We start from the raw sequence: 22,923 nt of genomic DNA, 5'->3' as shown, positions 1-22,923 counted from the left end.
GGGTTCAGGGAGCAGCGTGAGCCGTTGCAGGAAAGATCGTGAGCGGATTCGGGATCACAGTGAAACACGAGATTTCCCAAAGGTGAGGGTTTTCGGGGCCACACAGCCACGGAACCCGCGCTATGCCTGTCTGCACAGTTTTCTGCCTGTGCAGACACAGGTGAGAACTTGCGGGACCTTCTTCGCGCCCCGATTCTGCCCATCTTTTGGGCAGTTTTGGCGAAAGGTGAGGTTTCACGGGACTCCGCGGGATTTTGCTGTGAGGATTTCCGGGACGCGAGCGCCATTTTGCACAGCAAAAGTGCGCACAGGGGCCTGTGATGCCCTAAAGGTGAGGTTTTTCGGGAGGGAAATCCGGGTTTTCCTGCCCTGATCCCACTAAGGTGAGCTTTTTCGGGGCATGGATCACAGGCTTTGTACGTGCCCACAGGTGAGGCTTTTCGGGAATGGAATTTGCCCGAAAAATGGTCAAAGGTGAGGCTTTTCGGGACCTGTGATCGGCCGGATTCGCCGAAAAGCCCGCCAGGACTGGAAGAAATCTCGTTTTTGCTGTGCCACTTTTTGGCACAGGTGAGATTTTTCGGGGGGCGACATACCGTTGTCGTATGAAGGATTCCCGTCTAAAGGTGAGGCTTTTCGGGGGATGTCCATGATGCACAGCCAAATGCCTTCTGAGCATAAGTATCGGAACGCATTGAGGTTTTTGATACTGTGGCGGTTACGGTGAGGTTTTTCGGGAGCCATTTCCGTGCCCGTTGCGGCACAGCATTTTTTCCGAAAGGTGAGCGTTTTCGGGAGGCGTTGCCAGCCAATCCCGCGCGTGCCGGGCATTCGTCGGCATCCGGACGAAAGAACTTGCTGTGCTCAAGGTGAGTATTTTCGGGACCTGATCCTATTGGTGCGCTGTACAATGCGCGCCCAGGCCTGCAAATCAGGTCCGGTCGGGCCGTACGGGCCGGTTTCGGCGGTGTCTTTTCGAACGTCTGACCCGATCCCTGTCCCTCCGCGAACCGTGCCTGTACATGCATACAGGCGCCCGTGAGCGATCGGGGACGCACAGCGACGGACAATCGCGACCCTGTGCAAAACGCACGGCCGTGCAGTCGCAAAATTACGACAAATTCAAAGGTGAGCCGATACGGGAGCGAATTCCGCACGTGTCGTGCACAGGTGAAATTCTGTGAATCCGCGCATCCCGCGGCACGTCTGGAAGAGTCCGGAACGCTGCAATGGCGGACCGGTGAGGGTTTTCGGGAGTGGTTGGGGTGAGCGCCGTTTTGCATGCGCGCTTCACCGGCTATGGTGAGCATGTCGTTCTGGACGCACATCACCGCAGGCGCTATCCTTCCGGGAAACTTCACCTCCGACCCGACGTATGGCCACGACGAAGCGCGCCAAGAAAACCGATGTGGATGTGGTGAGTGCCAGTTCAGCCGAATTGCGCAAGGCCGTCGAGGCGATTGCCATTCAGCCGAAAAGCGGCAAGATCACGCTCCTCACTCGCAAGCTGTTCAATGTCCTGCTGGCCGTCGCGCAGCAGGCCGACGACTCGGGCGACACGTATCGCGCGCTGCTGTCGGACATCGTCGCCAACTCCGCTTTCGATTCGAACGACACCGCGCTGGTGAAGGAACACCTGCGCCGCATGGTGTCGGTGCAGGTCGAATGGAGCACGGGGACGTCGAGCCAGAAGCCTGGCCGCAAGTGGGGGATCTCGACGCTGATCGCCGACGCGGAAATTCTCGAGGATCCGACGACCCGCCGCGTGTGGGTCGAATTCTCGTTCGCACCGAAGATCAAGAAGAAGCTGCTCGACCCGGTCCAGTACGCGCGCCTGAGCCTGCAGTTCCAGAGCCAGCTGCGCAGCAGCGCCGGTCTCGCGCTGTACGAGATCTGCGTGCGCTACCTGACGAACCCGAGCCACCTGACGATGCGCGAGCCGTGGGAATGGTGGCGGCCGATCCTGTCGGGTACGCCCGATACGGAAGCCGGCGACGAGGCGAAGCGCGAGTACAAGTACTTCAAGCGCGACTACCTGCGTCCCGCGATCGCGGAAGTCAACGCGGTCACCAACATCTTCGTCGAGCTGATCGAGCACCGCGAAGGGCGGCGGGTGGCCGAGATCCAGTTCCGCGTGACCGAACGCAAGCAGCCGATGCTCGCGCTCGATGAACACCCGAACGTGTTCGACAGCACGCTGGTCGACCGGATGGTCAAGCTCGGGATCCCGCTGAAGGAAGCGCAGACGCTCTATGCGGACAGCGAGGAGAACCGGATTCGCGCCGCCCTGCAGATGACCGAACAGCGGATGCGCAGCACGACGCTGCCGCCGGTGCGCAGCGCGCCGGCGTTGTTCAAGGATGCGCTGAAGAAGGGCTATGCGCCGCCGGTCGAGTCGGTCGACGCGCTGCCTGCCGGCACGCCGTCCGCGAAGGTCGCGGCGGCCCAGCCGGACGATCTGAAGGCGCGCTTGCTGAGCGAGTTCGCGGCGTTCCGCCGCAAGGAAGCGAAGGTGCTCTACGAAGAGCAGGGCGACGCGGAGCGCGAAGTGGCGCGCGAGTCGTTCGAATCGGAGGCGCTGCCGACGATGGGCTCGCATCTGCGCGACGACTGGCGCAAGCGCGGCCTCGATTCCAAGCTGGCCGAGACGGCCTTTTTCGACTGGCTGGCCCAGAAGACCTGGGGCGAGCCGACGGACGGCGACCTGCTGTCGTTCACACTGAACCAGTCGCGGGCCGCCTGAGGCCCGCTCAGGCCCGCTGACGGGCCGCCGCCGGCCTTGCCCCTAGTGGGGCGGGCCCGGTGTCCTCACCAGGCCCTGCCGGCCGTTTCCATCACTCCGACAACAGCATCCGCTCGAGCTGCTCGAGAATCGCGTCGCGCTTGTCCTTCGGGAGGCCGCGCAGGCGCAATTCGATGCGATCTTCGCCATACGACTTCAGGTCGCCGACCGATTTACCGCCGAGCTTGATCTCGAGACGCTGCGCATAGCGCTGACGGCCTGCAGCCTTCGGCGTTTCCTGCGCTGCGACGCGGCCCTTGACGATGTCCGACACCTGGCGTGTGCTCAGGTCGTCCGACACGATCTTGTTGATCAGCCGCAGCGTCGCCTCGGTACCGCGCGCGTTGTGATAGCGGCCGACCTGATACGCCATGTTCGAACCGAAGCGGTCGGGGCGCGCGACCATTTCCTGCATGATCGATTCCGGCAGCTTGCCGATCGACAGCGCGACGGCCACCGTCGACTCGTCGAGGCCGAGGTGCTCGGAGAGCTCCTTCTGGCTCTGGAAATGCTTGTCGTCGAGGAAGCGACGCCACACGACGGCGTTGTCGAACACCGTCTGCGAATCGCGCTGGACGTTCAGGTCGTAGCCGAGCTTGTAGCTCTGGATGCCGATCGGCACGTCGATCACGATCGCCTTGACCGACTCCTTGTTCGCTTCCTTCAGCGCCCGCACGCGGCGCCCGCCGTCGCTGACGAAATACGTGCCCGGGTTGTCGTAATCCGGAATCACGTGGATGGCCTGCTGCTGCCCCTGCTTGGCAAGGTTGACCGCGAGTTCGGCAATCGACGACTTCAGATAGAAGTGCCGCGGGTTGAACGGGCTATGCTTGATCGCCTTCAGCGACAGCTCGATCACCTGGCCCGGCGCGTAGCGATTCTCGAGGCGCCACGCGCGATATTGCGGCGACTCGTCGATCGACGGATCGATCGTCAGTTCCGGAGCGGGCGGCGGCGCGATGTCTTTCTTGGCGGATTTGATCGGCGTCGGCGTGGGTGTCTCGGACTTGACGATGCCGTCGATCGCATTGAGCCGGTCGAGCGCCGTGCGCTTCTCGCTCGTCGTGATATCCGGGCGCGCTTGGAATCCTTTGGCAAATTGGGAGGGTTTCATGTGACTCCTTTATGCGCATAAAGTCAGGGCAGCATGGCGACGATTTCGTCGGCACATGCGCGTATTTCGGTGGCGGCCAGCTTGCCGCCGCGATCGTTCATCTGCAGCACGGTCTGACCGAGCGCCATCGCCTGCTTGTACGCTTCCCGTGTCGGGATCTGCGTTTTCAGCAACGGGAAGCCGAGCTCCTCGAGCGCGCGCTTCAGCTCGCGGGTCAGCATGCGCTTCTCTTCGGTCTTGTTCAGCAGGAAGACCGCGCGGAGGTCTTCGTTCATGACCTGCGCCTGCTGGATCAGCTTGACCAGCCCGACGCTCGACCAGTAGTCGGCCGGCGACGACGAAGTCGGGATCACGGCAATCGATGCGGCCAGCAGGACGACGCCGGAGACCTTCTCGGTGATCGACGGCGGGCAGTCCACGACGATGATGTCGTAGTCGTTGATGAACTTCTTGATCTCGCGATGGATCTGGCCGTCGGCTTCGGCAAGGTTGACGACCGGAAACGGGATGCCGTTTTCGCTGTCGCCGGCCGCGCTCGACCAGTGAACCAGCGTGTTTTGACGGTCTGCGTCGATGACGAGGACGCGCTTCCCTTTTTCATGGAACGCGGCGCCGAGGTGCATGGCAATCGTGCTTTTGCCGACGCCACCTTTTTGTTGAGTGACTGCAATGATTTCCGCGGCCAATTTTCACTCCTGTTTTGGTCGTTGGAATTCTACAGGACGATATTTGAATTTCAATGAAATTGTCGTTCGACAACTACGCATTAGCCATTCGGGCTATCGGTTTATGCGCATAAACGAGCCTGAGGAGATCGGTGACTCGATTGGATGGTGTCGCGGATGCCTTGCTTCGTCGATGGAATGCTGGATGGATGTGTCATCGCGTGCGGTGTCGTCGGGTGAGTGATCGCGCTCTGCGATATCCCGTATGCACTGCCCTTTCGACGGATGGCGTGGGTGTGTGGGAAAGCCGGTAAGTTTGTGCGCATAAACTCGACCGAGATCGAGCGGCCAACCTTGTGCTGCAACAGCTGGGCATTCACGAGCGAGGGCCTTCTTTGGGTACATCCCCCCGCATTGCGCTTCGGTGTTGCGTGTCGTTGAACGCGCATGCGCGGATGTGAGGTCCTGTTCAGACGCGACGTTTATGCGCATAAACCGGTGGCGCTCGATGGCGAGCAGCGACGGGCCATGTGCAGCCTCCACGTGAATCCGATGCACGATGATGCTGTGGCGAGTCCGCGTATCGATGCAGCGATCCCTCGGTGCCGTGGCGTTATCGACATACGGTCCGCCATGGATCGCGATACATGTCCCCCGACGATCGCCGGCTTTATGCGCATAAACCAATCGGTTTACGCTATCCCCCGTACCACTCATTCAGCGCTGCGGCCGTCACGAGGAATTGGCTCGCAGATCCATCCCCCTCGTCCCGCAACAATGCACCGCCCGTCTTTATGCGCATAAACACATCCATTCGTCGACGCGCGCTTTCCGGACCGTACTCCCCTTTCGAGCCTTCAGTTCGCGATGCGTCGCCCCGCCGATTCAACGAATCCATACGCGACCGCGTCCCTCCGAATCCCCATCCCAGACTGGCTACAATACAGGGCTCTACCATCCAGGCCTGAATGATGATCACGATCTACCACAACCCCCGATGCTCGAAGTCGCGCGAGACGCTTGCGTTGGTCGAGTCGCTGAATGCCGCCGGCACGCCGCTGAATGTCGTCGAGTACCTGAAGACGCCGCCGACGGTCGAGGAACTGGAAACGCTGCATCGGCAACTCGGCCGCCCGGTCCGTGACATGTTGCGTGACGGCGAGGAGCCGTACAAGGCGCTGGATCTGGCGCGCGCCGATCTGACCGACGCCGACGCCTATGCCGCGATTGCCGCGCATCCGATTCTGCTGCAGCGGCCCATCGTCGTGTATCGCGGCAAGGCAGCCATTGGCCGGCCGCCCGAATCGGTGAAGGCGCTGTTCGAATAATTCTTTCCCACCGTATTTTTCTTATTGCATCAGCCCGGCGTAAGCACCGGCATTCACCGCCTGCGCGATCGCCGGGCAATCCGACGCCCGCGACGCGAACGGTAGCGGCAACACGAACCGAGTCTTAACGCTCCCCGGACGACGCATCGCCGTCGTCCGGTTCCTGCCCCGCCGCCGCTTTCGCGGCCGTCCGCAACAGCGAAATCTGTCCGCGATAGGCTCTGCATCCGCTGCAGGTCGGCAGATGCACGCGCACCTGCAGTCGCTCGTGCAGTGTCAGATGCCGGTCGAGCGCATCCGACAGCAGTCGCGTGATGTCAGTACATTTCCCCGGCAGCATCTTCGGTCGTCAGTCCTTTTTCGCTCAGGCAGGTTCGCAGGCGCGTGCGCGCCCGATACAGCAGCACGCTGCAATGATTCGTCGTCAGCGTCAATTCGCTGCAGATGTCCGGAATCTCGACATCGAGAAATTCGCGCATCATGAACACGCGCCCGATCTGCTCCGGAAGGTGGTCGAGGCAGACCTGGAACAGCGTCCAGAACTGCTGCTGCTGCAACAGCGTCTCGGGCTTCGGCCACGGTCGCGGCTTCGCATGCGCGGCCCAGTGCCCGTTCTCCTTGAACAGTTCGCGATCGAGCAGCGATTCGCCGTCGAGTTCGGCGTCGAGCGCGGACAGGTTGACCGTCCGCTGCCGCGCGCGCAGCACGTCGATCAGCTTGTTGCGCAGGATGCCGAACACCCAGGTCTTGTGGGCCGACAGCCCGGCAAAATCGCCTGCGTGCGACCACGCGGCGGTCAGGGCTTCCTGCACGGCGTCTTCGGCCGCGTCGGCATCGCGGAGCTGGAGTCGCGCGAAGCGCAGCAGGTCGCGCCGCAGTTGCGCGAGATAAACGGGATCGTCGTAGTCGGACGGCATGTCTGGATTGGGGTGTTTCGAAACGATCGCGCCTGCGCCACCGCGCGCGCATCGTGGTGCGAGCAGCTTACTGGGCGCGCCGCCTGCCCGCAACGCATGTTCCGTCACGATTTCATGAAACCGGCCGGCGCGCTGCGCTATGCTTGCCGAACCCCGGCTCGCGCGTCGACGGCGCCGCGCGGCGGGCAATCTGTAACGTCAGAACATAACGGTCGAGTTATCCACAATTTCTGTGGAAAACCTTGTGGAAAGTCGGCCGGACGGCCCCGTGGGACGGCTCGCGGGCTGGCTTGCCTATAAACAGACCTTTGTCGCCCATTCGGAAGCAATCGATCCGATTCCTCACTCACCGGAAGGAGAATGCCATGTCCTATCGTATTGCGGTCGTCGTCGGCAGCCTGCGCCGTGCTTCGACGAACCGTGCGCTCGCGCACGCCGTGATTTCGCTCGCCCCCGCCGATTTTTCGTTCGAGTTCGTCGAGATCGGCGAACTGCCGCTGTACAGCCAGGACTACGACGCGGATTTCCCGGAAGTCGCGAAGCGCTTCAAGCAGTCGATCGAAGCCGCCGACGCGCTGCTGTTCGTCACGCCCGAGTACAACCGGTCGATTCCGGGCGTGCTGAAGAACGCGCTCGACTGGGGCTCGCGCCCGTGGGGTTCCAACTCGTGGTCGGGCAAGCCGGGCGCGGTACTCGGCACGTCGCCGGGCGCCGTGGGCACCGCGCTCGCACAGCAGCACCTGCGCAACGTGCTCGCGTACCTCGACGTGAAGACGCTCGGCCAGCCCGAGATGTTCATCAAGCATGATCCGGCACGCATCGACGATCAAGGCCAGATCGTCAGCGAGGACACCCGCAAGTTCCTGCAGGGCTTCGTCGATCGCTACGCGGGCTGGGTGCGCCTGCTGAAATCCGCCTGATGACGCCGGCCTGAGCGTCACGCCCGTTCAGCCGCCGGCGCCGGCCCGCATGCCGCGGGTCACGCGCCGGCGTGCCGCGCGTCGCGTGCGTCGCGGATGCCCAGCAGGATCTCGTCGAGCAGCGCGATGTCGAACGGCTTCGACAGCACGCGGACGTTGACGGTGCGGGTGCGGTCGAGCTCCTCCGCGTAACCCGTGACGAGAATCACGGGCAGCTTCCCCGGCCGCTTGTCGACCGCTTCCGCGAGGTCGATGCCGTTCAGGCGGCCCGGCATGTGGATATCCGAAATCACGAGGTCGAACGCATCGTTCGCGGCCGCGCCCTCGATCAGGCGCAACGCGTCGTCGGCGGTGGGCGCATAGGTCACGCGGTGTCCGAGCAGCGACAGCAGCGCCTCCGTGCCGGCCGCGACTTCGCTGTTGTCCTCGACGAGCAGCACGTGCAGGCCCGCGAGCGCGCCGGTGCCTGCGTCGTGCGCGACGGCCGGCGGCCGCGCGACGACGTCCTCGGCACGTGCGCGCGGCAGATAGAGGCGCACCGACGTGCCGGCGCCGACCGCGCTGTCGATCGTCGCAAGGCCACCCGAGCGTTCGCAGAACGCGAACACCTGCGGCAGGCCGAGCCCCGTCCCCATCCCCTGCGCCTTCGTCGTGAACAGCGGTTCGAAGGCGCGCGCGAGCACGTCGGGCGCCATGCCCGAACCCGTATCGTCGAGCGAGATCTGTACGAAATCGCCGGTCAGCGGGAAGCCGTCCTCGCGACGCAGCGTCACGTTGCGCGCACCGACCGTGAAGCGCCCGCCCGTCGCCATCGCATCGCGCGCGTTGACGGCGAGGTTGATCACCGCGAGCTCGAGTTCCGCGACGTCGACGCGGATCGGCCAGACGCCGGGCTCGATCGCGACGACCAGCGACGACGTCGAACCGAGCGACGTCTTGAGCAGTTCGCGGCAGGTGCCGACCCATTGGCCGACGTCGATCGTCTCGTTGTGCAGCGGCTGCTTGCGCGCGACGCCGAGCAGCTGGCGCGTGAGCGACTGCCCGTTCTTCAGCGCGCGTTCGATCGCGCCGAGTTCCTTGTCGAGATGCTGGACGCCGCGCCGCCGCGCGATCTGCACGTTGCTCGAGATGATCATCAGCAGGTTGTTGAAGTCGTGCGCGACGCTGCCGACGAGATTGCCGAGCGCCTGCATCTTGCGCGACTGCCGGTATGCCGACTCGATCGAACGCCGCATCGATGCTTCGGCCTGCCAGCGATCCCATGCCTCCTCTTCCGCCTTCAGCCGCTTGAGCGACAGCCAGATCACCGACCACAGCGCGATCGACGGCGCGAACATCGAGAGGAACAGCACGCTCAGGTGTTCGTACCATTCATGCCAGATCGCCGACGTGCGGTACGAGCAGGTCACGTACACGGGATAGCTGCCGACCTGGCGGTACGCGACGATCTCGCTGCTCGCGCCTTCGTGGCGTACGCGTACGACACCTGCACGCGCATCGTTGCGCGCGTTGCCGAACGTGACCGAGCGATCGGTGTGCGCGAGCGACGGCGGCGGCGGATACGACGCGATCACCGCGCCGTCCGAGCGCGCGAGCGCCATCGTCATCGGCGTGCTCGCACCGCCGAGCAGGTCGCGATAGAACGCATTGAAATACGACGACTTCAGCGCGATCGACACCATTCCGGCGAACGAACCGTCGCTATGACGGCGCGCGACGCCCGTGTTGAACACCGGAATGTTCTCGAGCTTGAGCGGCCCCATCATCAGCCGCGAGATGTGTTCGATGACCTTGCCGTCGCGGATGCCCGCGAAGTCGTCGCGGTTCGCGATCGACGCATACGGCGCCGGGTAGTAGAGGCTGTTGGCGAGCAGCATCCCGCTCGCGCCGAAGATCGACACGGCGGCCACCTGCGGATAGCCGCCGCCGATCGTGTTCAGCGCTTCGTGGATGTCGGATTCCTTGTTGCGCACGGTGGCGTCGTCCATGTCCTGCACGAGGTCGACGATGCGCGCATCGAGCGTCTCGCTCAGGTCGAACACCTTGAGCGCATGCTCCTCGGCGACCCGCACCGTGCGCATCGTCACGTCGCTCGCGGCGGCCTCGCGGGTCTTCAGGTCGTTGTACGCCATCACCACCACGTAGATGCACGGCAGCACGATCGCCGCGACGAGCAGCACGATCAGCGTCACGCGGCGCACCGCGAAATCGTGTTCGGGTGCGCCGGACGCGTAGCTGCCGTCGTCCTGCCAGTCGTCGGCGGGCGGGGAGGCGGGAGCGTGGGAGTCGGCAGGCCGGTCGGACGTCATCGAAGCAGAGGGTGAAGCGGAGGTGCCTGCCATCATAAACGAGTTGCGATGCCCCGCCGCGCAGCCCCGCAACGACGCGATCCTGTCGGTTCCGACAGGGGGAGAATGTCAGATTGAAAACGCGACGAATCCGGCAGCGCAAACGTACACAAGGAAAAATCTTGCGTGCTTATCTCGAAAATAATCGGGACTGTTTCCGGAATGGCGCGCGATCGGAGCGATTCTGTTCGAAATGGTGAAAATGGCGAGTTGCATCGCCTCCGGTTTACTCCGAGAATCGCGCCTTGCTTTCCCTATGACAGATATATGCGCCCGCCGGCGATCGCCGCGCGGGCATCGCGCGCACCTGCGTCGCGACGCCCGCGCACGGCTGCAAGGCGGTTGCCTGCGCCCGATCGCACGGCCCCCTAAAGAAGTGCGCCGCGCGGTCGTTAACGCGAGAGAGACCATTCCGTATACTGCATCGCCCCATGCCTTTGCCGATTGTAATTGCCGACGATTCGCTGCTCGCTCGCAAACTTCTGACAAAGGCGCTGCCGGGAGACTGGGACGTTGAAGTCGCGTATGCCGCGAATGGTCGCGAGGCCTTGGCGCTCTATCGTGACGGCAAAGCTTCCGTGATGTTTCTGGACCTGACGATGCCCGACATGAGCGGATATCAGGTCCTCGAGACACTGCGCCACGAAGATCTGAACACGTTCGTGATCGTGGTATCCGCCGATATCCAGCCGCAGGCGCAAGCACGCGTGCGTGAATTGGGCGCGATCGCATTCGTAGCCAAGCCCGTGACGTCGGAGGCATTGCTGCCCATTCTCAAGGAGTATGGGTTGTATGCCTGACTCGGTGTTCACGGCGGAGCAACGCGACGCGTTGCAGGAGATCGCCAACCTTGCAATGGGCCGCGCCGCCGCGCGGCTTGCGTTGCTGCTCGGGCGCTTCATCGAGTTGTCGGTGCCGCGCGTGCGCGTCGTGAAGGCAGCCGACGCGGGCAACGCGCTGCGCGAGATGACGGGCATTCACGACAACGTGACCGCCGTGCGCCAGGGTTTCCGGTCCGACATCAAGGGCGAGGCGATCGTGCTGTGCCGCACGTCGGGCGTCGCGCGGCTCATGTCGGTCGTCGACCGCACGTTCGGCGACGGCGTCTATGGCGGGATGGCGACGCCCGACGAACTCGTGTTCGACGTTGCAAACGTGCTGATGGGCGCATGCGTCGCGTCGATCCTCGACGAGCTCGGCCGCAAGCCCGTGTTCTTCCCGCCGGGGCTGCTCGGTGCGAACGTTTCGTTCGACGACGTGTTCGAGCCGAACGCGCTCGCGTGGAGCGACGCGCTGCTGCTCGAGGTGAACTTCGGGCTCGAGGACCACACGTTCCGCGCTCACTTCGTGATGCTGATGGCCGAGGATTCGATCCGGCTGATGGGTGACGCGCTCGACGCGTTGCTGTCCGCGCTATGACGGCCGCCGCTCCGTCGCTGAGCGACCTCGTGATCGAGCGGGTCGGCTTCGGGCTGTTCGTGCTCGACCGCTCGATGACCGTGCTGATGTGGAACCGCTTCATGCAGGATCACAGCGGCATTCCGGCGGCCGACGTGATCGGCCGCAACCTGTTCGACTGCTTTCCGGATCTGCCGCACGCGTGGCTGTCGCGCAAGCTCGAGAGCGTGTTCCAGCTCGGCAGCTTCGCCTTCAGCTCGTGGGAGCAGCGGCCCTACCTGTTCCGCTTCGAGCACGACCGCCCGATTACCGGCGGCGTCGACTACATGCAGCAGGACTGCACGTTCATGCCGCTCACGCGCGGCCGCGACGTCGAGGCCGTGTGCGTGACGATCTCGGACGTCACGCACGTGAGCGTGATGCAGCGCGAGCGCGAGGAAGCGGTCGCGAAGCTGCGCGAACACGCGAATCGCGACGGGCTGACCGGCATCGCGAACCGGCGCTTCTTCGAGGCGCGGCTCGGCGACGAATTCGCGCGCTGGCAGCGCTACGGCGGCGACATGTCGGTGCTGCTGTTCGACCTCGACCACTTCAAGACGATCAACGACCGCTTCGGGCATGCGGCCGGCGACGCCGTGCTGCGCGAGACGGCGCGCCGCGTCTCGTCGATCGTGCGCGCGCAGGATACGTTCGGCCGCTTCGGCGGCGAGGAATTCGCGCTGCTGCTGCCGTGCACGAATCTCGACGAGGCGATGCGGGTGGCCGACAAGGTGCGCGACGCGATCGGCAGCGTGCCGGTCGATGCCGAGGGTGTCAGCGTGCCGGTGACGGCGAGCGTCGGCGGCACGTGTGCGAAGGCGGGCGTGCCGACCAGCGACGTGCTGGTCAACGAGGCCGACGCCGCGCTCTATCGTGCGAAGCGCCTCGGGCGCGATCGTTCGGTGGCCTACGCGTAGACCGCGCCCGCCCCGCTCAGCTTTTTGCGATGTCGGCGAGCACGCCGGCCAGCACGGCCGGCTGCGACATGAACGGCGAGTGGCTGCTGTCGAGCTGGTGCACGTGGGTTGGATTGCCGGGCGCGAGCGTGTCGGCTTCGTCGATGAAGCGCTGCTGCAGCGCGGGCAGGATCACGCGATCCTCGAGACACTTGATGTAGTGGCGGTCGATCGCGCCCCAGCGCGCGGCGGTGGTCGGGATCGCGGTCGCGAACGGCGCGGCCGGCACGTCGCAGGTCATCAGGTTCGCGACGGCGTCGAAGTCGGCCTGCGGCACGTCTTCATACAGCGCACGCTTCATCGTGTCGCGATACGCGGCGTCGCCGCTGTGCGGATCGATGCGCAGCGCACCGGCGACGCGCGGGCTCGCGAGCATCAGCGGGCCGAGCATCTCGCCCTTGTTCTCCGGCGCGCGCACGTAGTCGAGGCCCGGCACGCCCGAGCCCGGCATGAAGGCCGCGAGATAGACGATCTTCGCGATCTTCTCCGGTGCGCGCTCGGCGGCCGCCGTGATCGCGAGGCCGCCCATGCTGTGCCCGACGAGCACGACCTTGCCGCGACCGAGCGCATACGCGTCGTCGACGGCCTGCATCACTTGCGTCGCGTAGTCGTCGAGCGTCGTGTTCGCGACCGGCGAAGGCTCGGCGCCGAACGCATCCTTGTCGAGCGGGCGTTCGAGATACGACGCGGGAAAGCGCGCGTTGATGCCGTGCGCGGGCAGGTCGCGCGCGATCGACAGGTAGCCGCGCGCGGCCAGCGCAGCCGCGACGTGCGTGTAGCACCAGGCGCCATGCCAGGCGCCGTGCACGAGCACGAAAACGGGATGGCCGGACTGCGGGGTGGCGGTGTCGTTCGTCTCCATGATGTCCGTATTTTTTTCGGGAAAGGTGTCATCTTAGACGAACCGGCCGGCATCCAGACGCGGACGCGCGCGCGGTTGCGCGGCCGGTCGCGATCCGTCCCGCTTGTCTCGTGCAGGCCACATTTCGTTCGTATCCGATTTGAATTTGTGCCGAAGCACGCTAATTTGTTGCTTTACTCGCGATTGCGCCCCATGAACGTCGACTATCTCTTCTACCGGAAGCCGGACAAACCCGGCCCCTATTCGCTCGACGACCTGGGCGACATCGCGCCGCCGATCGGCCCGGGCGACCTGGTGCGCGCGGGCATCGCGCGCGTGTTCGAACAGATCGACTGGAAGGAATCGGCCGACGTGCCGGGCGCGTGGTTCGGCACCGGCGGCGCGGTGTTCCAGTTCACTGCGGAGCCCGACGGCCGCGTGACGAGCTTCATGGGCTCGCGCCTCGAACGCCGCTCGATGCTGCAGCTCACGCGCGAAATGGGGCTCATTGCGCTCGATCTGCAGCGCGACATCGTTTACGGCTGACGCGCCGCCGGTGCCGCGCGGCGCCGTTTCCCGCCGAGGCCGGCCGCGCCGGCCTCCGGCGCCCCGCCGGGCGTGGCGCGTGTCCGCCATCGAACTTCAAAGATTGCTATACTTTCGCCCAATTCCGGCTTCCGGCCGGTAATTTGTGCCTGTCTGCGTCGATCGTTCGCATATCTCGCACGCATTTGACGCCCTGACCATCCCAGCCGGGCATGGCTTCTTCAATCGCCCCGCGTGGGTGTCTCCGTGGAGCTCGTCTTGGCCGTTTCCAATTCCGTCGTGGACGAACAAGAAACCGACGCCGCTGCCGTTACATCGGGCAGTTCTTTCTACCTGGCGATGCGCATCCTGCCGGCCGTGCAGCGCGATGCGATGTTCCAGGTCTATGCGTTTTGCCGCGCGGTCGACGACATCGCCGACAGCGACCTGCCGCGCGCGAAGCGCCACGCGGGCCTCGATCGCTGGCGCGCGGACATCGACGCGTGCTTCGCGGGCCGCCCGCCGCGCCACCTGGCTGCGCTCGACCGCGAGATCCGCGCGTTCAACCTGCAGCGCGCCGATTTCCACGCGATGATCGACGGGATGGCGATGGACGCGGTCGAAGACATCTGCGCGCCCGACGAGCCGACACTCGACCTGTTCTGCGATCGCGTGGCGAGCGCGGCCGGCCGGCTGTCGGTGAGGATTTTCGGGATGCCGGAAGCCGAAGGGATCACGCTGTCGCACCACCTCGGCCGCGCGCTGCAACTGACGAACATCCTGCGCGACATCGACGACGACGCGGCGATCAATCGCTGCTACCTGCCGCGCGAGCTGCTCGAGCGCGAAGGCATCGCGATCACCGATCCGGCGACGATCGTGCGCGATCCGGCGCTGCCGCGCGTGTGCGCGACGCTCGTCGAGCGCGCGCTCGAGCACTTCCGCCAGGCCGATGCCGTGATGGATACCTGCCCGCGTGCGCAGGTGAAGGCGCCGCGCATCATGTCGGGCGCGTATCGCTGCATTCTCGAAGCCGCGGTCGCACGCGGCTTTGCCGCGCCGCGCGCGCCGCTGCGCAAGCCGAAGGCGCGCATGCTGATGATCGCCGCGCGCTACGCGCTGTTCTGAACCGGCCGAGTCGATGCCCAGAACCGTCCACGTGATCGGCGCCGGACTCGCGGGCCTGTCGGCCGCGGTCGAGCTGCAGCGCCGCGGGCGGCGCATCGTGCTGCACGACGCGCACGCGCATGCGGGCGGCCGCTGCCGCTCGTGGTTCGACGGGACGCTGAACGCGACGCTCGACAGCGGGCTGCACACGGTGTTCGCGGGGCAAGCCGCGACGCAGCGCTACCTGCGCGCGATCGGCGCGGCCGACCAGCTCGCGGGGCCCGCGCTGCCTGAATGTCCGGTCGTCGACATCGCATCGCTGCAGCGCTGGACGCTGCGCTTCGGCAACGGGCGCTGGCCGTCGTGGCTGTTCGATGCCGCGTCGCGCGCGCCGGGCACGACACCGCTCGACTACCTCGCGCTCGCGCCGCTCGCGTTCGCGCGCACGGGCCGCTCGCTCGCACAGACGATGCGATGCGACGGCGTGCTGTGGGATCGTTGGCTGCGGCCATATTTCCTCGGTGTGCTGAACGTCGAGCCGCGCCACGCGAGCGCCGAGCTCGCGCGCGCCGCGCTGTGCGGCACGTTTGCCGCGGGCGGGCCCGGCAGCCGTCCGCTCGTCGCGCGCCACGGGCTCGGCAGCGCATTCGTCGAGCCGGCGCTGCGGATGCTGCAGCACGGCGGCGCGCAGATCCGGCTGAATTCGCGACTCGACGCATTCGAATTCGGCGCGCACGGCAACGCGGTCGATGCGGTTTCGGCCGGCGGCGAGCGCATCGATCTCGCGCCGGGCGACGCGGTCGTGCTGGCCGTGCCGCCCGAGGTCGCGCAGCCGCTCGTGCCCGAGCTCACCGCGCCCGACACGTTCAGCGCGGTCGTGACCGCGTATTTCGCGGTCGAAACGCCGGCCGGCCATCCGCTGCAGACGACCGTCGTCAACGGCGTCGTCGATGCGGTGCGCAACGGCGGCGGCCAGCTCGCGGCGACGATCCGCGACGCGGGCCGCTGGCTCGACGTGCCGCGCGACACGCTCGCGCGGCGCATCTGGGAAGACGTCGCGCGCGTGACCGGCGCGAACCCGGAAACCATCCCCGCGTGGCAGCTCGTCGTCGAGCCGCGCGCGGGCTTTGCGGCGGTGCCGTCGCAGGAAATGAAACGTCCGGCCGTGCGTACGCGCTGGACCAATCTTGTGCTGGCGGGCGACTGGATTGCCACCGGCTTGCCCGCCACGATCGAGGGCGCGATCCGTTCCGGCCAGCTGGCCGCGGACGTGCTCCAGACACAATAAGAGAGGGACCGATGAACGATCTCACCGAAATGGCTACCTTGTCCGCCGGCGCCGTGCCGGCCGGCGTCGACGCGGCTGTCGCACGTGCGACCGACGCGCTGCTGGCCGCGCAGCAAGCGGACGGACACTGGGTCTACGAACTCGAAGCCGATTCGACGATTCCGGCCGAATACGTGCTGCTCGTCCACTATCTCGGCGAGACACCGAACCTCGAGCTCGAACAGAAGATCGGCAACTATCTGCGCCGCATCCAGCAGGCCGACGGCGGCTGGCCGCTGTTCACCGACGGCGCGCCGAACATCAGCGCGAGCGTGAAGGCGTATTTCGCGCTGAAGGTGATCGGCGACGACGAGAACGCCGAGCACATGCAGCGCGCGCGCCGCGCGATCCACGCGATGGGCGGCGCCGAGATGTCGAACGTGTTCACGCGCATCCAGCTCGCGCTGTACGGTGCGATTCCGTGGCGCGCGGTGCCGATGATGCCGGTCGAGATCATGCTGCTGCCGCAGTGGTTCCCGTTCCACCTGTCGAAGGTGTCGTACTGGGCGCGGACCGTGATCGTGCCGCTGCTCGTGCTGAACGCGAAGCGCCCGATCGCGAAGAACCCGCGCGGCGTGCGCATCGACGAGCTGTTCATCGATCCGCCTGTCAACGCCGGCCTGCTGCCGCGCCAGGGCCACCAGAGCGCCGGCTGGTTCGCGTTCTTCCGGGTGGTCGACCATGCGCTGCGCGCGGTCGACGGCCTGTTCCCGAGCTATACGCGCGAACGGGCGATCCGCCAGGCCGTGTCGTTCGTCGACGAGCGCCTGAACGGCGAGGACGGCCTCGGCGCGATCTATCCGGCGATGGCCAACGCGGTGATGATGTACGACGTGCTCGGCTACGCGGAAGATCATCCGAACCGTGCGATCGCGCGCAAGGCGCTCGACAAGCTGCTCGTCGTGCACGAGGACGAAGCGTACTGCCAGCCGTGCCTGTCGCCGGTGTGGGACACGTCGCTCGCCGCGCATGCGCTGCTCGAGACGGGCGATGCGCGCGCGGAAGAAGCCGTGCTGCGCGGCCTCGAATGGCTGCGTCCGCTGCAGATCCTCGACGTGCGCGGCGACTGGATCTCGCGCCGCCCGCACGTGCGGCCCGGCGGCTGGGCGTTCCAGTACGCGAACGCGCACTACCCGGACGTCGACGATACGGCCGTGGTCGTGATGGCGATGGACCGCGCGCAGAAGCTCAAGCAGTCGGATACGTATCGCGATTCGATGGCGCGTGCGCGCGAATGGGTCGTCGGCATGCAGAGCAGCGACGGCGGCTGGGGCGCGTTCGAACCGGAAAACACGCAGTACTACCTGAACAACATCCCGTTCTCGGATCACGGCGCGCTGCTCGATCCGCCGACGTCCGACGTGTCGGGCCGCTGCCTGTCGATGCTGTCGCAGCTCGGCGAGACGCCGCTGAACAGCGAGCCGGCCCGCCGCGCGCTCGACTACATGCTGAAGGAGCAGGAACCGGACGGCAGCTGGTACGGCCGCTGGGGGATGAACTACGTGTACGGCACGTGGACCGCGCTGTGCTCGCTGAACGCGGCCGGCCTGACGCCGGACGATCCGCGCATGAAGCGCGGCGCGCAGTGGCTGCTGTCGATCCAGAACAAGGACGGCGGCTGGGGCGAGGACGGCGACAGCTACAAGCTGAACTACCGCGGTTTCGAGCAGGCGCCGAGCACGGCGTCGCAGACGGCGTGGGCGCTGCTCGGCCTGATGGCGGCGGGCGAAGTGAACAACCCGGCCGTGGCGCGCGGCGTCGACTACCTGGTCGCCCACCAGAACGACGAAGGCCTGTGGGACGAGACGCGCTTTACTGCGACGGGCTTCCCGCGCGTGTTCTACCTGCGCTACCACGGCTATCGCAAGTTCTTCCCGCTGTGGGCGCTGGCGCGCTACCGCAACCTGAAGCGCGGCAACACGACGCGCGTCACTGTCGGGATGTAACGCGTGGGCGTGTCACGACACAACGGCGCATTGCCCGTCATCGCGGTGACGGGGATGGCGTTCGAGGCGCGCATCGCGCGCGGTAACGGCGTCGAGGCCGTGTTCGCCGCGCGCGCCGACCGGCTCGAACGCGCGCTGGCCGACGCGACCGCACGCGGTTGCGCGGGCATCGTCAGCTTCGGCACGGCGGGCGGGCTCTCGCCCGACCTGGTGCCTGGCGCGCTCGTGATCGCGAACGCGATCGACGGGCCGTTTGGCCGCGTGGAGACCGACGCGGGCTGGAGCACGCGGCTCGTCGCGTCGCTGCACGACACGCCGGTGTGGGCACGCGTCACGCGCGGCACGATCGCGGCCGTCGGCGCGCCGGTCGTCAGCGAACAGGAGAAGACGTCGCTGCATCACGCGAAGGGTGCGCTGGCCGTCGACATGGAGTCGCACATCGCGGCGGCCTTCGCGGCGGCGCGCGGCGTGCCGTTCGCGGTGTGCCGCGCGATCGTCGATCCGGCGTGGCGCACGCTGCCGCGTGCGGCGACAGCCGGCCTGCGCGACGACGGCAGCACGGCGATCCTGCCGATCCTGCGCGAATTGCTGAAGCAGCCTTCGCAGCTCGGCCCGCTGCTGCAGGTCGCCAGCGACGCGCGCGCCGCGCGCACCACGCTGATTCAGGCGCGCCACGCGTTCGAGCGTACAGGCGCGATGCGGATCGTCTGAGCGGGCTGCGCCGCTTTCCCCCTCTTCCCGTTTCGTACGGACAAAAAAAGAGCGCTGCATCATGCAGCGCTCTTTGCTTTTGCGCGGCCGCCGTTGCAGCGTTACTGCACGGCCGGACTGCTTGCAGGCACGGTCGGCATCGCCGGCGCGATCGGCGCGCCGTTGGCGGCCGGCGCTGTCGTCGCTCCGGCCGAAGCGGCAGCCGGCACTGCGGCCGACGCCGCGGCCGGTGCCGCAGCAGGCGCACTCGCGGGCATCGCATTGTCCGCACCCGGATCGTCGTATTGCGGCAATCCCGGCGCGGCCGGTGCGTTGCTCGGCGCGGTACCCGATGCACCGCCCGACTCGCCCGGATCCTCGTAGTTCGGCAGCCCCGGCACGGCCGGCGTCGCGGCCGGCACGGCGCCGGATTCACCCGGCTCGTTGTAGGCCGGCAGCGCGGCCGACGACGACTGGCTGCGGTACGTCAGCGACTTGCGCTGCTGCAGGTATGCGTCGCGCACGAACGAATACGGATCGAGCGCGGCCTGCTTCAGCAGGTCGGTCGCGCCGAGCAGGTCCGAACGCGCGCTGATGAACTGCGCGATGTACATCGGGTTGCGTGCGGCCGGCTCGATGTAGTTCAGCAGGTTGAAACGCACGTCCACCGCGCGGCCGACGCCGTCGCGGATCGTGCTCGGCCCGAACACGGGCAGCACGAGGTACGGGCCGGACGGCATGCCCCAGCGCGCCATCGTCAGCCCGAAATCCTGGTGGTGCTTCGGCAGCCCGGCCGGCGTCGCGATGTCGATCAGGCCGGCGACGCCGAACAGCGAGTTCATCGCCACGCGCATCAGATCCTGCGTCGCATCGGTGATGCGCAACTGCAGCAGGTTGTTGGCCATGTTGCCGAGATCGCCGAGGTTCGAGAAGAAGTTGCTGATCGCGGTACGCACCGGCGTGGGCGTCACCTTCTGGTACCCCTTCGCGATCGGCTGCGCGATATTCGTGTCGACCGTGTCGTTGAACTTGTACATCGCCCGGTTCATCGGCTCGAGCGGGTCGTTGGGATTGCGGTTCGGTCCCGTCGCGCAGCCGGTCAGCATCGCGCTGGCGGCGACGGTCGCCGCAATGATTCGCACCTTATTCATTGATTCCTTGCGATTGGTTCTTGGCGCGTTTGACGCGCGGTTTGCCCATCAGGACGGGCTGGAACACCACGGCGCCGATCAGCGTGCAGGTCAGGGCCAGCGCGAGCAGCTTGCCCATGCTCGACGTGCCCGGATGGTGCGACAGCCACAGGCTGCCGAATGCGGTTGCCGTCGTCGCGGCGCTGAACAGCACGGCGTGCGTGAGGCTCGAGTGCAGCAACCCCGTCTGCCCCGCGCGCCACGCCATCACGAAATACACCTTGAACGCGACGCCGACGCCGAGCATCAGCGGCAGCGCGATGATGTTTGCGAAGTTGAGCGACATGCCGAGCACGACGCACATCTCGAGCGTCACGATGCCCGACACGAGCAGCGGCACCAGCGTGCGCAGCACGTCGCCGAAGCGGCGCAGCGTGATCCATAGCAGGACCGTGATCGAGATGATCGACCACAGCGCCGCGTGCAGGAACGCGTTGATGATCGTGTCGGCCGAATGCAGGATCGAGATCGGCCCGCCGGTCGCGCCCGGCTCCGCGGCCTTCACCGTCTTCGCGAAGCGGCGCAGCATCGTGTCGTCGTTCGGGTCGACGCCCTTCGGCACCTTCGGCGAGATCTGCACGAGCGCGTGGCCGTCCGGCGCGACCCAGTCGCGCACGAGTTGCGGCGGCAGCGATTCGCGCGTGACGTCCTGCGGCTGCAGCAGCGACGCGAGCTGGTTGAGCGCGATGCGCAGCGTATCGCCGAACGCGCGTTCGGCGCGGTCGCGCGTCGCGCTGTCGGCGGCCGCGAGCTTCGCCAGCGAGGCGGACAGGTGCTGCGCGGCAGCCGCGCCGGGGCCCGGGTGGTCTTCGGCAGCATAGCCCAGCAGGTCCGACACGCGCTTGAGCGCGGCGACGCGCTGCGCATCGGTCGCGGGCGGCGCGGCCGGCTGCGTCAGCGCCGGCAGCAGGTTGCTTGCGGCCGCGGCGATCGCCGCGCGCTTGGCCGGCTGGTCGGCGGGGATGAAGGTCGACAGCGTGGTCGTGCGGCCGACTTCGGGCAGCGCGTCGAGGCGTTTCGCGGCCGCGTCGGCTTCGGCGAGCGACGGCGCGAGCAGCGTCACGTCGTTGACGGCGGCTTCCGGCGAATCCTTCAGCGCGAGCAGCGTGGCCATCGATTCGCTGTTCGGATCCTTCAGGTGCAGCGGGTTGAAGTCGAAGCGCAGGAACGCGAGCAGCGGCAGCGCGCCGATCACGACGACGAGCGTGCCGATCAGGATCGGCTTGCGATGGCGATCGAGGTAATCGTCGACCGGTGCGAGCCACGGGAAGCCCGGCGTCTTCGATTCGCCCGGCGGCGCGAACAGGCGCAGCAGCGCCGGCAGCAGCGTGATCGTGGTCAGCAGCGCGACGAACATCCCGACGCCCGCGATCAGCCCGAGCTCGGACACGCCGCGATACGCAGTGGGGATGAACGAGAAGAAGCTCGCGGCGACGGCCGCGGTGGCCAGCGCGAGCGGCATGCCCATCGAGTGCGCGGCGCCGATCAGCGCGTGATCGATACGCGGATCGCGGAAGCGTTCCTCGCGGTACTTCACGCCGTACTGGATCGAGAAGTCGACGCCGAGGCCGACGAACAGCACCATGAACGCGACCGAGATCATGTTCAGCGAGCCGACCATCGCGAGGCCGAGTGCCGCGGTCACGACCAGGCCGACGAACAGCGTGACGAGCACCGAGCCGATCATCCGCTTCGAGCGCAGCGCCAGCCACAGGATCACGAGCACGGCGAGCAGCGTGAGCGCGCCGTTGAGCGCGGCGCCGTCTTCGACCGATGCGAATTCGTCGTCGGCGAGCGGCTGTTCGCCGGTCAGGCGCACGGCCGCGCCGTAGCGCTTCTCGAGGTCGAGCGCACGGGCCGCGTCGCGGATCACCTGGCTTGTTGCCGCGCCGGCCTTCAGCGCGCCGTAGTTGACCACCGGCTGCACGGTGACGAACGCGCGCGCGGGCTGCCGTGCGGCATCGTTGTCGACCAGTGCGCGCCACGAGAACGCGGCCGGCTTCCCGGCCAGCACGTCGTCGACCGTCGCCGCGCTGCGCGCGAGCAGCTTCGCCATCGCGGGCAGTTTCACCTGGCCGGTCAGCAGCGGCTGGCCGAGCGTGGTGGCCAGTGTGGTGGCGAGCCCGGTCAGGCTCGGGTTCTTCGCGAGCTCGTTGACGAGCGGGCGCGCGCTCGCGAGCTGCGACGTCGTGTCGGAGACCTCCTGCGGCGACAGGAACAGCAACCCGTTGTGCTCGAAGAACGGCCCGCCGCCGGGCTCGGCGACCTGGCCGATGCGGCCGGCTTCGGCATCCTTCTGCAGCGCTTCGGTCAGCGCATGCGCGGCGGCATTCGCGAATTCGGACGCGGGCGCCTCGACGACCGCGAGGATCGTGCCGTTGCGCTGCGGGAACGCCTTGTCGACGGCCTGGCCGAGCGCGGCCCATTGCGGTTCCGCATCGACGAGCTTGCTGATGTCGGTGTTGATCTTGAAATGCTGCGCGACGTAGACGCCGCTGACGGCGGCGATGACGAGCGACAGGACGACGACCCAGACGGGGCGGCGCACCGACCACGCAACGAGTCGGACGATGAGAGATGTCACCATGTGGCGGTGGGGAGCGGCTGGCAAGGGCAAAGTAGCCAAGTATACCGGCGCGGCGTGGCGGCGGTCGTGACGTTGGGGAGATTCGGGGCGGGAAGGATATTTGCTCGCGACGGCGGAATCGATACCGGCGGCCGGTTCATTTGTATGGGGATATTTACATAATCGGCGAAGCGGTGCGTCGACATGCCGCTGCGCCCCTGTGACAAACGGCGCTGAAAGGTAACAGTCGGTCACCGGACGGCA

The 22,923-nt window shown here is 66.5% G+C and carries 19 protein-coding genes; 11 read left to right on the top strand and 8 right to left on the bottom strand.

What is annotated here, in order from left to right; all coding sequences use genetic code 11:
* Positions 1 to 1,375 precede the first annotated feature (1,375 nt).
* Complete coding sequence (locus U5798_RS09435; RefSeq protein WP_006480193.1) at positions 1,376 to 2,743, top strand: replication initiation protein; 1,368 nt, start codon at positions 1,376 to 1,378, stop codon at positions 2,741 to 2,743.
* 91 nt (positions 2,744 to 2,834) lie between these two features.
* Here the strand turns inward: U5798_RS09435 and U5798_RS09430 are convergent, their stop codons facing one another.
* On the bottom strand, positions 2,835 to 3,896 hold the full coding sequence (locus tag U5798_RS09430) for a ParB/RepB/Spo0J family partition protein (RefSeq protein WP_322081879.1): 1,062 nt from the start codon (positions 3,894 to 3,896) through the stop codon (positions 2,835 to 2,837).
* Between the two features lie 23 nt (positions 3,897 to 3,919).
* Positions 3,920 to 4,582: a ParA family partition ATPase gene (gene parA / locus U5798_RS09425; RefSeq protein ID WP_124450694.1), complete on the bottom strand. Its 663-nt coding sequence runs from the start codon at positions 4,580 to 4,582 to the stop codon at positions 3,920 to 3,922.
* 950 nt (positions 4,583 to 5,532) lie between these two features.
* Here parA and arsC point away from each other — a divergent pair.
* Positions 5,533 to 5,889, top strand: a complete 357-nt coding sequence (arsC, locus tag U5798_RS09420) for an arsenate reductase (glutaredoxin) (protein ID WP_322081895.1) — start codon at positions 5,533 to 5,535, stop codon at positions 5,887 to 5,889.
* Between the two features lie 124 nt (positions 5,890 to 6,013).
* Here the strand turns inward: arsC and U5798_RS09415 are convergent, their stop codons facing one another.
* Positions 6,014 to 6,229: a zf-HC2 domain-containing protein gene (locus tag U5798_RS09415; protein WP_322081878.1), complete on the bottom strand. Its 216-nt coding sequence runs from the start codon at positions 6,227 to 6,229 to the stop codon at positions 6,014 to 6,016.
* Complete coding sequence (locus tag U5798_RS09410) at positions 6,207 to 6,806, bottom strand: RNA polymerase factor sigma-70 (RefSeq protein ID WP_124450698.1); 600 nt, start codon at positions 6,804 to 6,806, stop codon at positions 6,207 to 6,209. Before U5798_RS09410 ends, U5798_RS09415 begins: the two co-directional genes overlap by 23 nt.
* Before the next feature lie 365 nt (positions 6,807 to 7,171).
* Here U5798_RS09410 and U5798_RS09405 point away from each other — a divergent pair, with 365 nt between their 5' ends.
* On the top strand, positions 7,172 to 7,726 hold the full coding sequence (locus U5798_RS09405; protein ID WP_124450700.1) for an NADPH-dependent FMN reductase: 555 nt from the start codon (positions 7,172 to 7,174) through the stop codon (positions 7,724 to 7,726).
* A 59-nt stretch (positions 7,727 to 7,785) separates the two neighbouring features.
* On the opposite strand, the gene U5798_RS09400 is transcribed toward U5798_RS09405, so the two are convergent.
* On the bottom strand, positions 7,786 to 10,035 hold the full coding sequence (locus U5798_RS09400; RefSeq protein ID WP_322081894.1) for a hybrid sensor histidine kinase/response regulator: 2,250 nt from the start codon (positions 10,033 to 10,035) through the stop codon (positions 7,786 to 7,788).
* A gap of 470 nt (positions 10,036 to 10,505) precedes the next feature.
* On the opposite strand from U5798_RS09400, the gene U5798_RS09395 reads away from it, so the two are divergent.
* Genes U5798_RS09395 through U5798_RS09385 form a run of 3 tightly spaced genes read left to right on the top strand, consistent with a single transcriptional unit; the run spans position 10,506 to position 12,428 of the window.
* Entirely contained in the window at positions 10,506 to 10,874 is a 369-nt protein-coding gene (locus U5798_RS09395; RefSeq protein ID WP_034187557.1) for a response regulator, read from the top strand.
* On the top strand, positions 10,867 to 11,493 hold the full coding sequence (locus U5798_RS09390; protein WP_124450704.1) for a chemotaxis protein CheC: 627 nt from the start codon (positions 10,867 to 10,869) through the stop codon (positions 11,491 to 11,493). The genes U5798_RS09395 and U5798_RS09390 overlap by 8 nt, the downstream gene beginning before the upstream one ends.
* Positions 11,490 to 12,428, top strand: a complete 939-nt coding sequence (locus tag U5798_RS09385; RefSeq protein ID WP_124450706.1) for a GGDEF domain-containing protein — start codon at positions 11,490 to 11,492, stop codon at positions 12,426 to 12,428. The genes U5798_RS09390 and U5798_RS09385 overlap by 4 nt, the downstream gene beginning before the upstream one ends.
* Before the next feature lie 16 nt (positions 12,429 to 12,444).
* Here the strand turns inward: U5798_RS09385 and U5798_RS09380 are convergent, their stop codons facing one another.
* Positions 12,445 to 13,329, bottom strand: a complete 885-nt coding sequence (locus tag U5798_RS09380; protein WP_322081877.1) for an alpha/beta fold hydrolase — start codon at positions 13,327 to 13,329, stop codon at positions 12,445 to 12,447.
* Positions 13,330 to 13,521: 192 nt separating this feature from the next.
* Between U5798_RS09380 and U5798_RS09375 the strand changes: the two genes are divergently transcribed.
* The 5 genes from U5798_RS09375 (at position 13,522) to U5798_RS09355 (ending at position 18,924) form a co-directional block, all read left to right on the top strand.
* Positions 13,522 to 13,854 carry a hypothetical protein gene (locus U5798_RS09375; protein ID WP_322081876.1) on the top strand — a complete coding sequence of 111 codons (333 nt, stop codon included), beginning with the start codon at positions 13,522 to 13,524 and terminating at the stop codon, positions 13,852 to 13,854.
* Positions 13,855 to 14,112: 258 nt separating this feature from the next.
* Entirely contained in the window at positions 14,113 to 14,961 is an 849-nt protein-coding gene (gene hpnD / locus U5798_RS09370; protein WP_322081875.1) for a presqualene diphosphate synthase HpnD, read from the top strand.
* A 13-nt stretch (positions 14,962 to 14,974) separates the two neighbouring features.
* Positions 14,975 to 16,228: a hydroxysqualene dehydroxylase HpnE gene (gene hpnE / locus U5798_RS09365; RefSeq protein ID WP_322081874.1), complete on the top strand. Its 1,254-nt coding sequence runs from the start codon at positions 14,975 to 14,977 to the stop codon at positions 16,226 to 16,228.
* A gap of 11 nt (positions 16,229 to 16,239) precedes the next feature.
* On the top strand, positions 16,240 to 18,213 hold the full coding sequence (gene shc / locus U5798_RS09360; protein ID WP_322081873.1) for a squalene--hopene cyclase: 1,974 nt from the start codon (positions 16,240 to 16,242) through the stop codon (positions 18,211 to 18,213).
* A 54-nt stretch (positions 18,214 to 18,267) separates the two neighbouring features.
* Complete coding sequence (locus U5798_RS09355; protein ID WP_322081893.1) at positions 18,268 to 18,924, top strand: phosphorylase; 657 nt, start codon at positions 18,268 to 18,270, stop codon at positions 18,922 to 18,924.
* 101 nt (positions 18,925 to 19,025) lie between these two features.
* On the opposite strand, the gene U5798_RS09350 is transcribed toward U5798_RS09355, so the two are convergent.
* A complete protein-coding gene (locus U5798_RS09350; RefSeq protein WP_322081872.1) occupies positions 19,026 to 20,054 on the bottom strand; it encodes a VacJ family lipoprotein in 1,029 nt (342 codons plus the stop codon).
* On the bottom strand, positions 20,047 to 22,680 hold the full coding sequence (locus tag U5798_RS09345; RefSeq protein ID WP_124450723.1) for an MMPL family transporter: 2,634 nt from the start codon (positions 22,678 to 22,680) through the stop codon (positions 20,047 to 20,049). The genes U5798_RS09350 and U5798_RS09345 overlap by 8 nt, the downstream gene beginning before the upstream one ends.
* Positions 22,681 to 22,923 lie beyond the last annotated feature (243 nt).

It is taken from the genome of Burkholderia sp. BCC1972, from assembly GCF_905339605.1.
Lineage (GTDB): Bacteria > Pseudomonadota > Gammaproteobacteria > Burkholderiales > Burkholderiaceae > Burkholderia.
The sequence above is the reverse complement of the archived record's forward strand: the minus strand, read 5'-3'. Positions and strand labels throughout refer to the sequence as shown.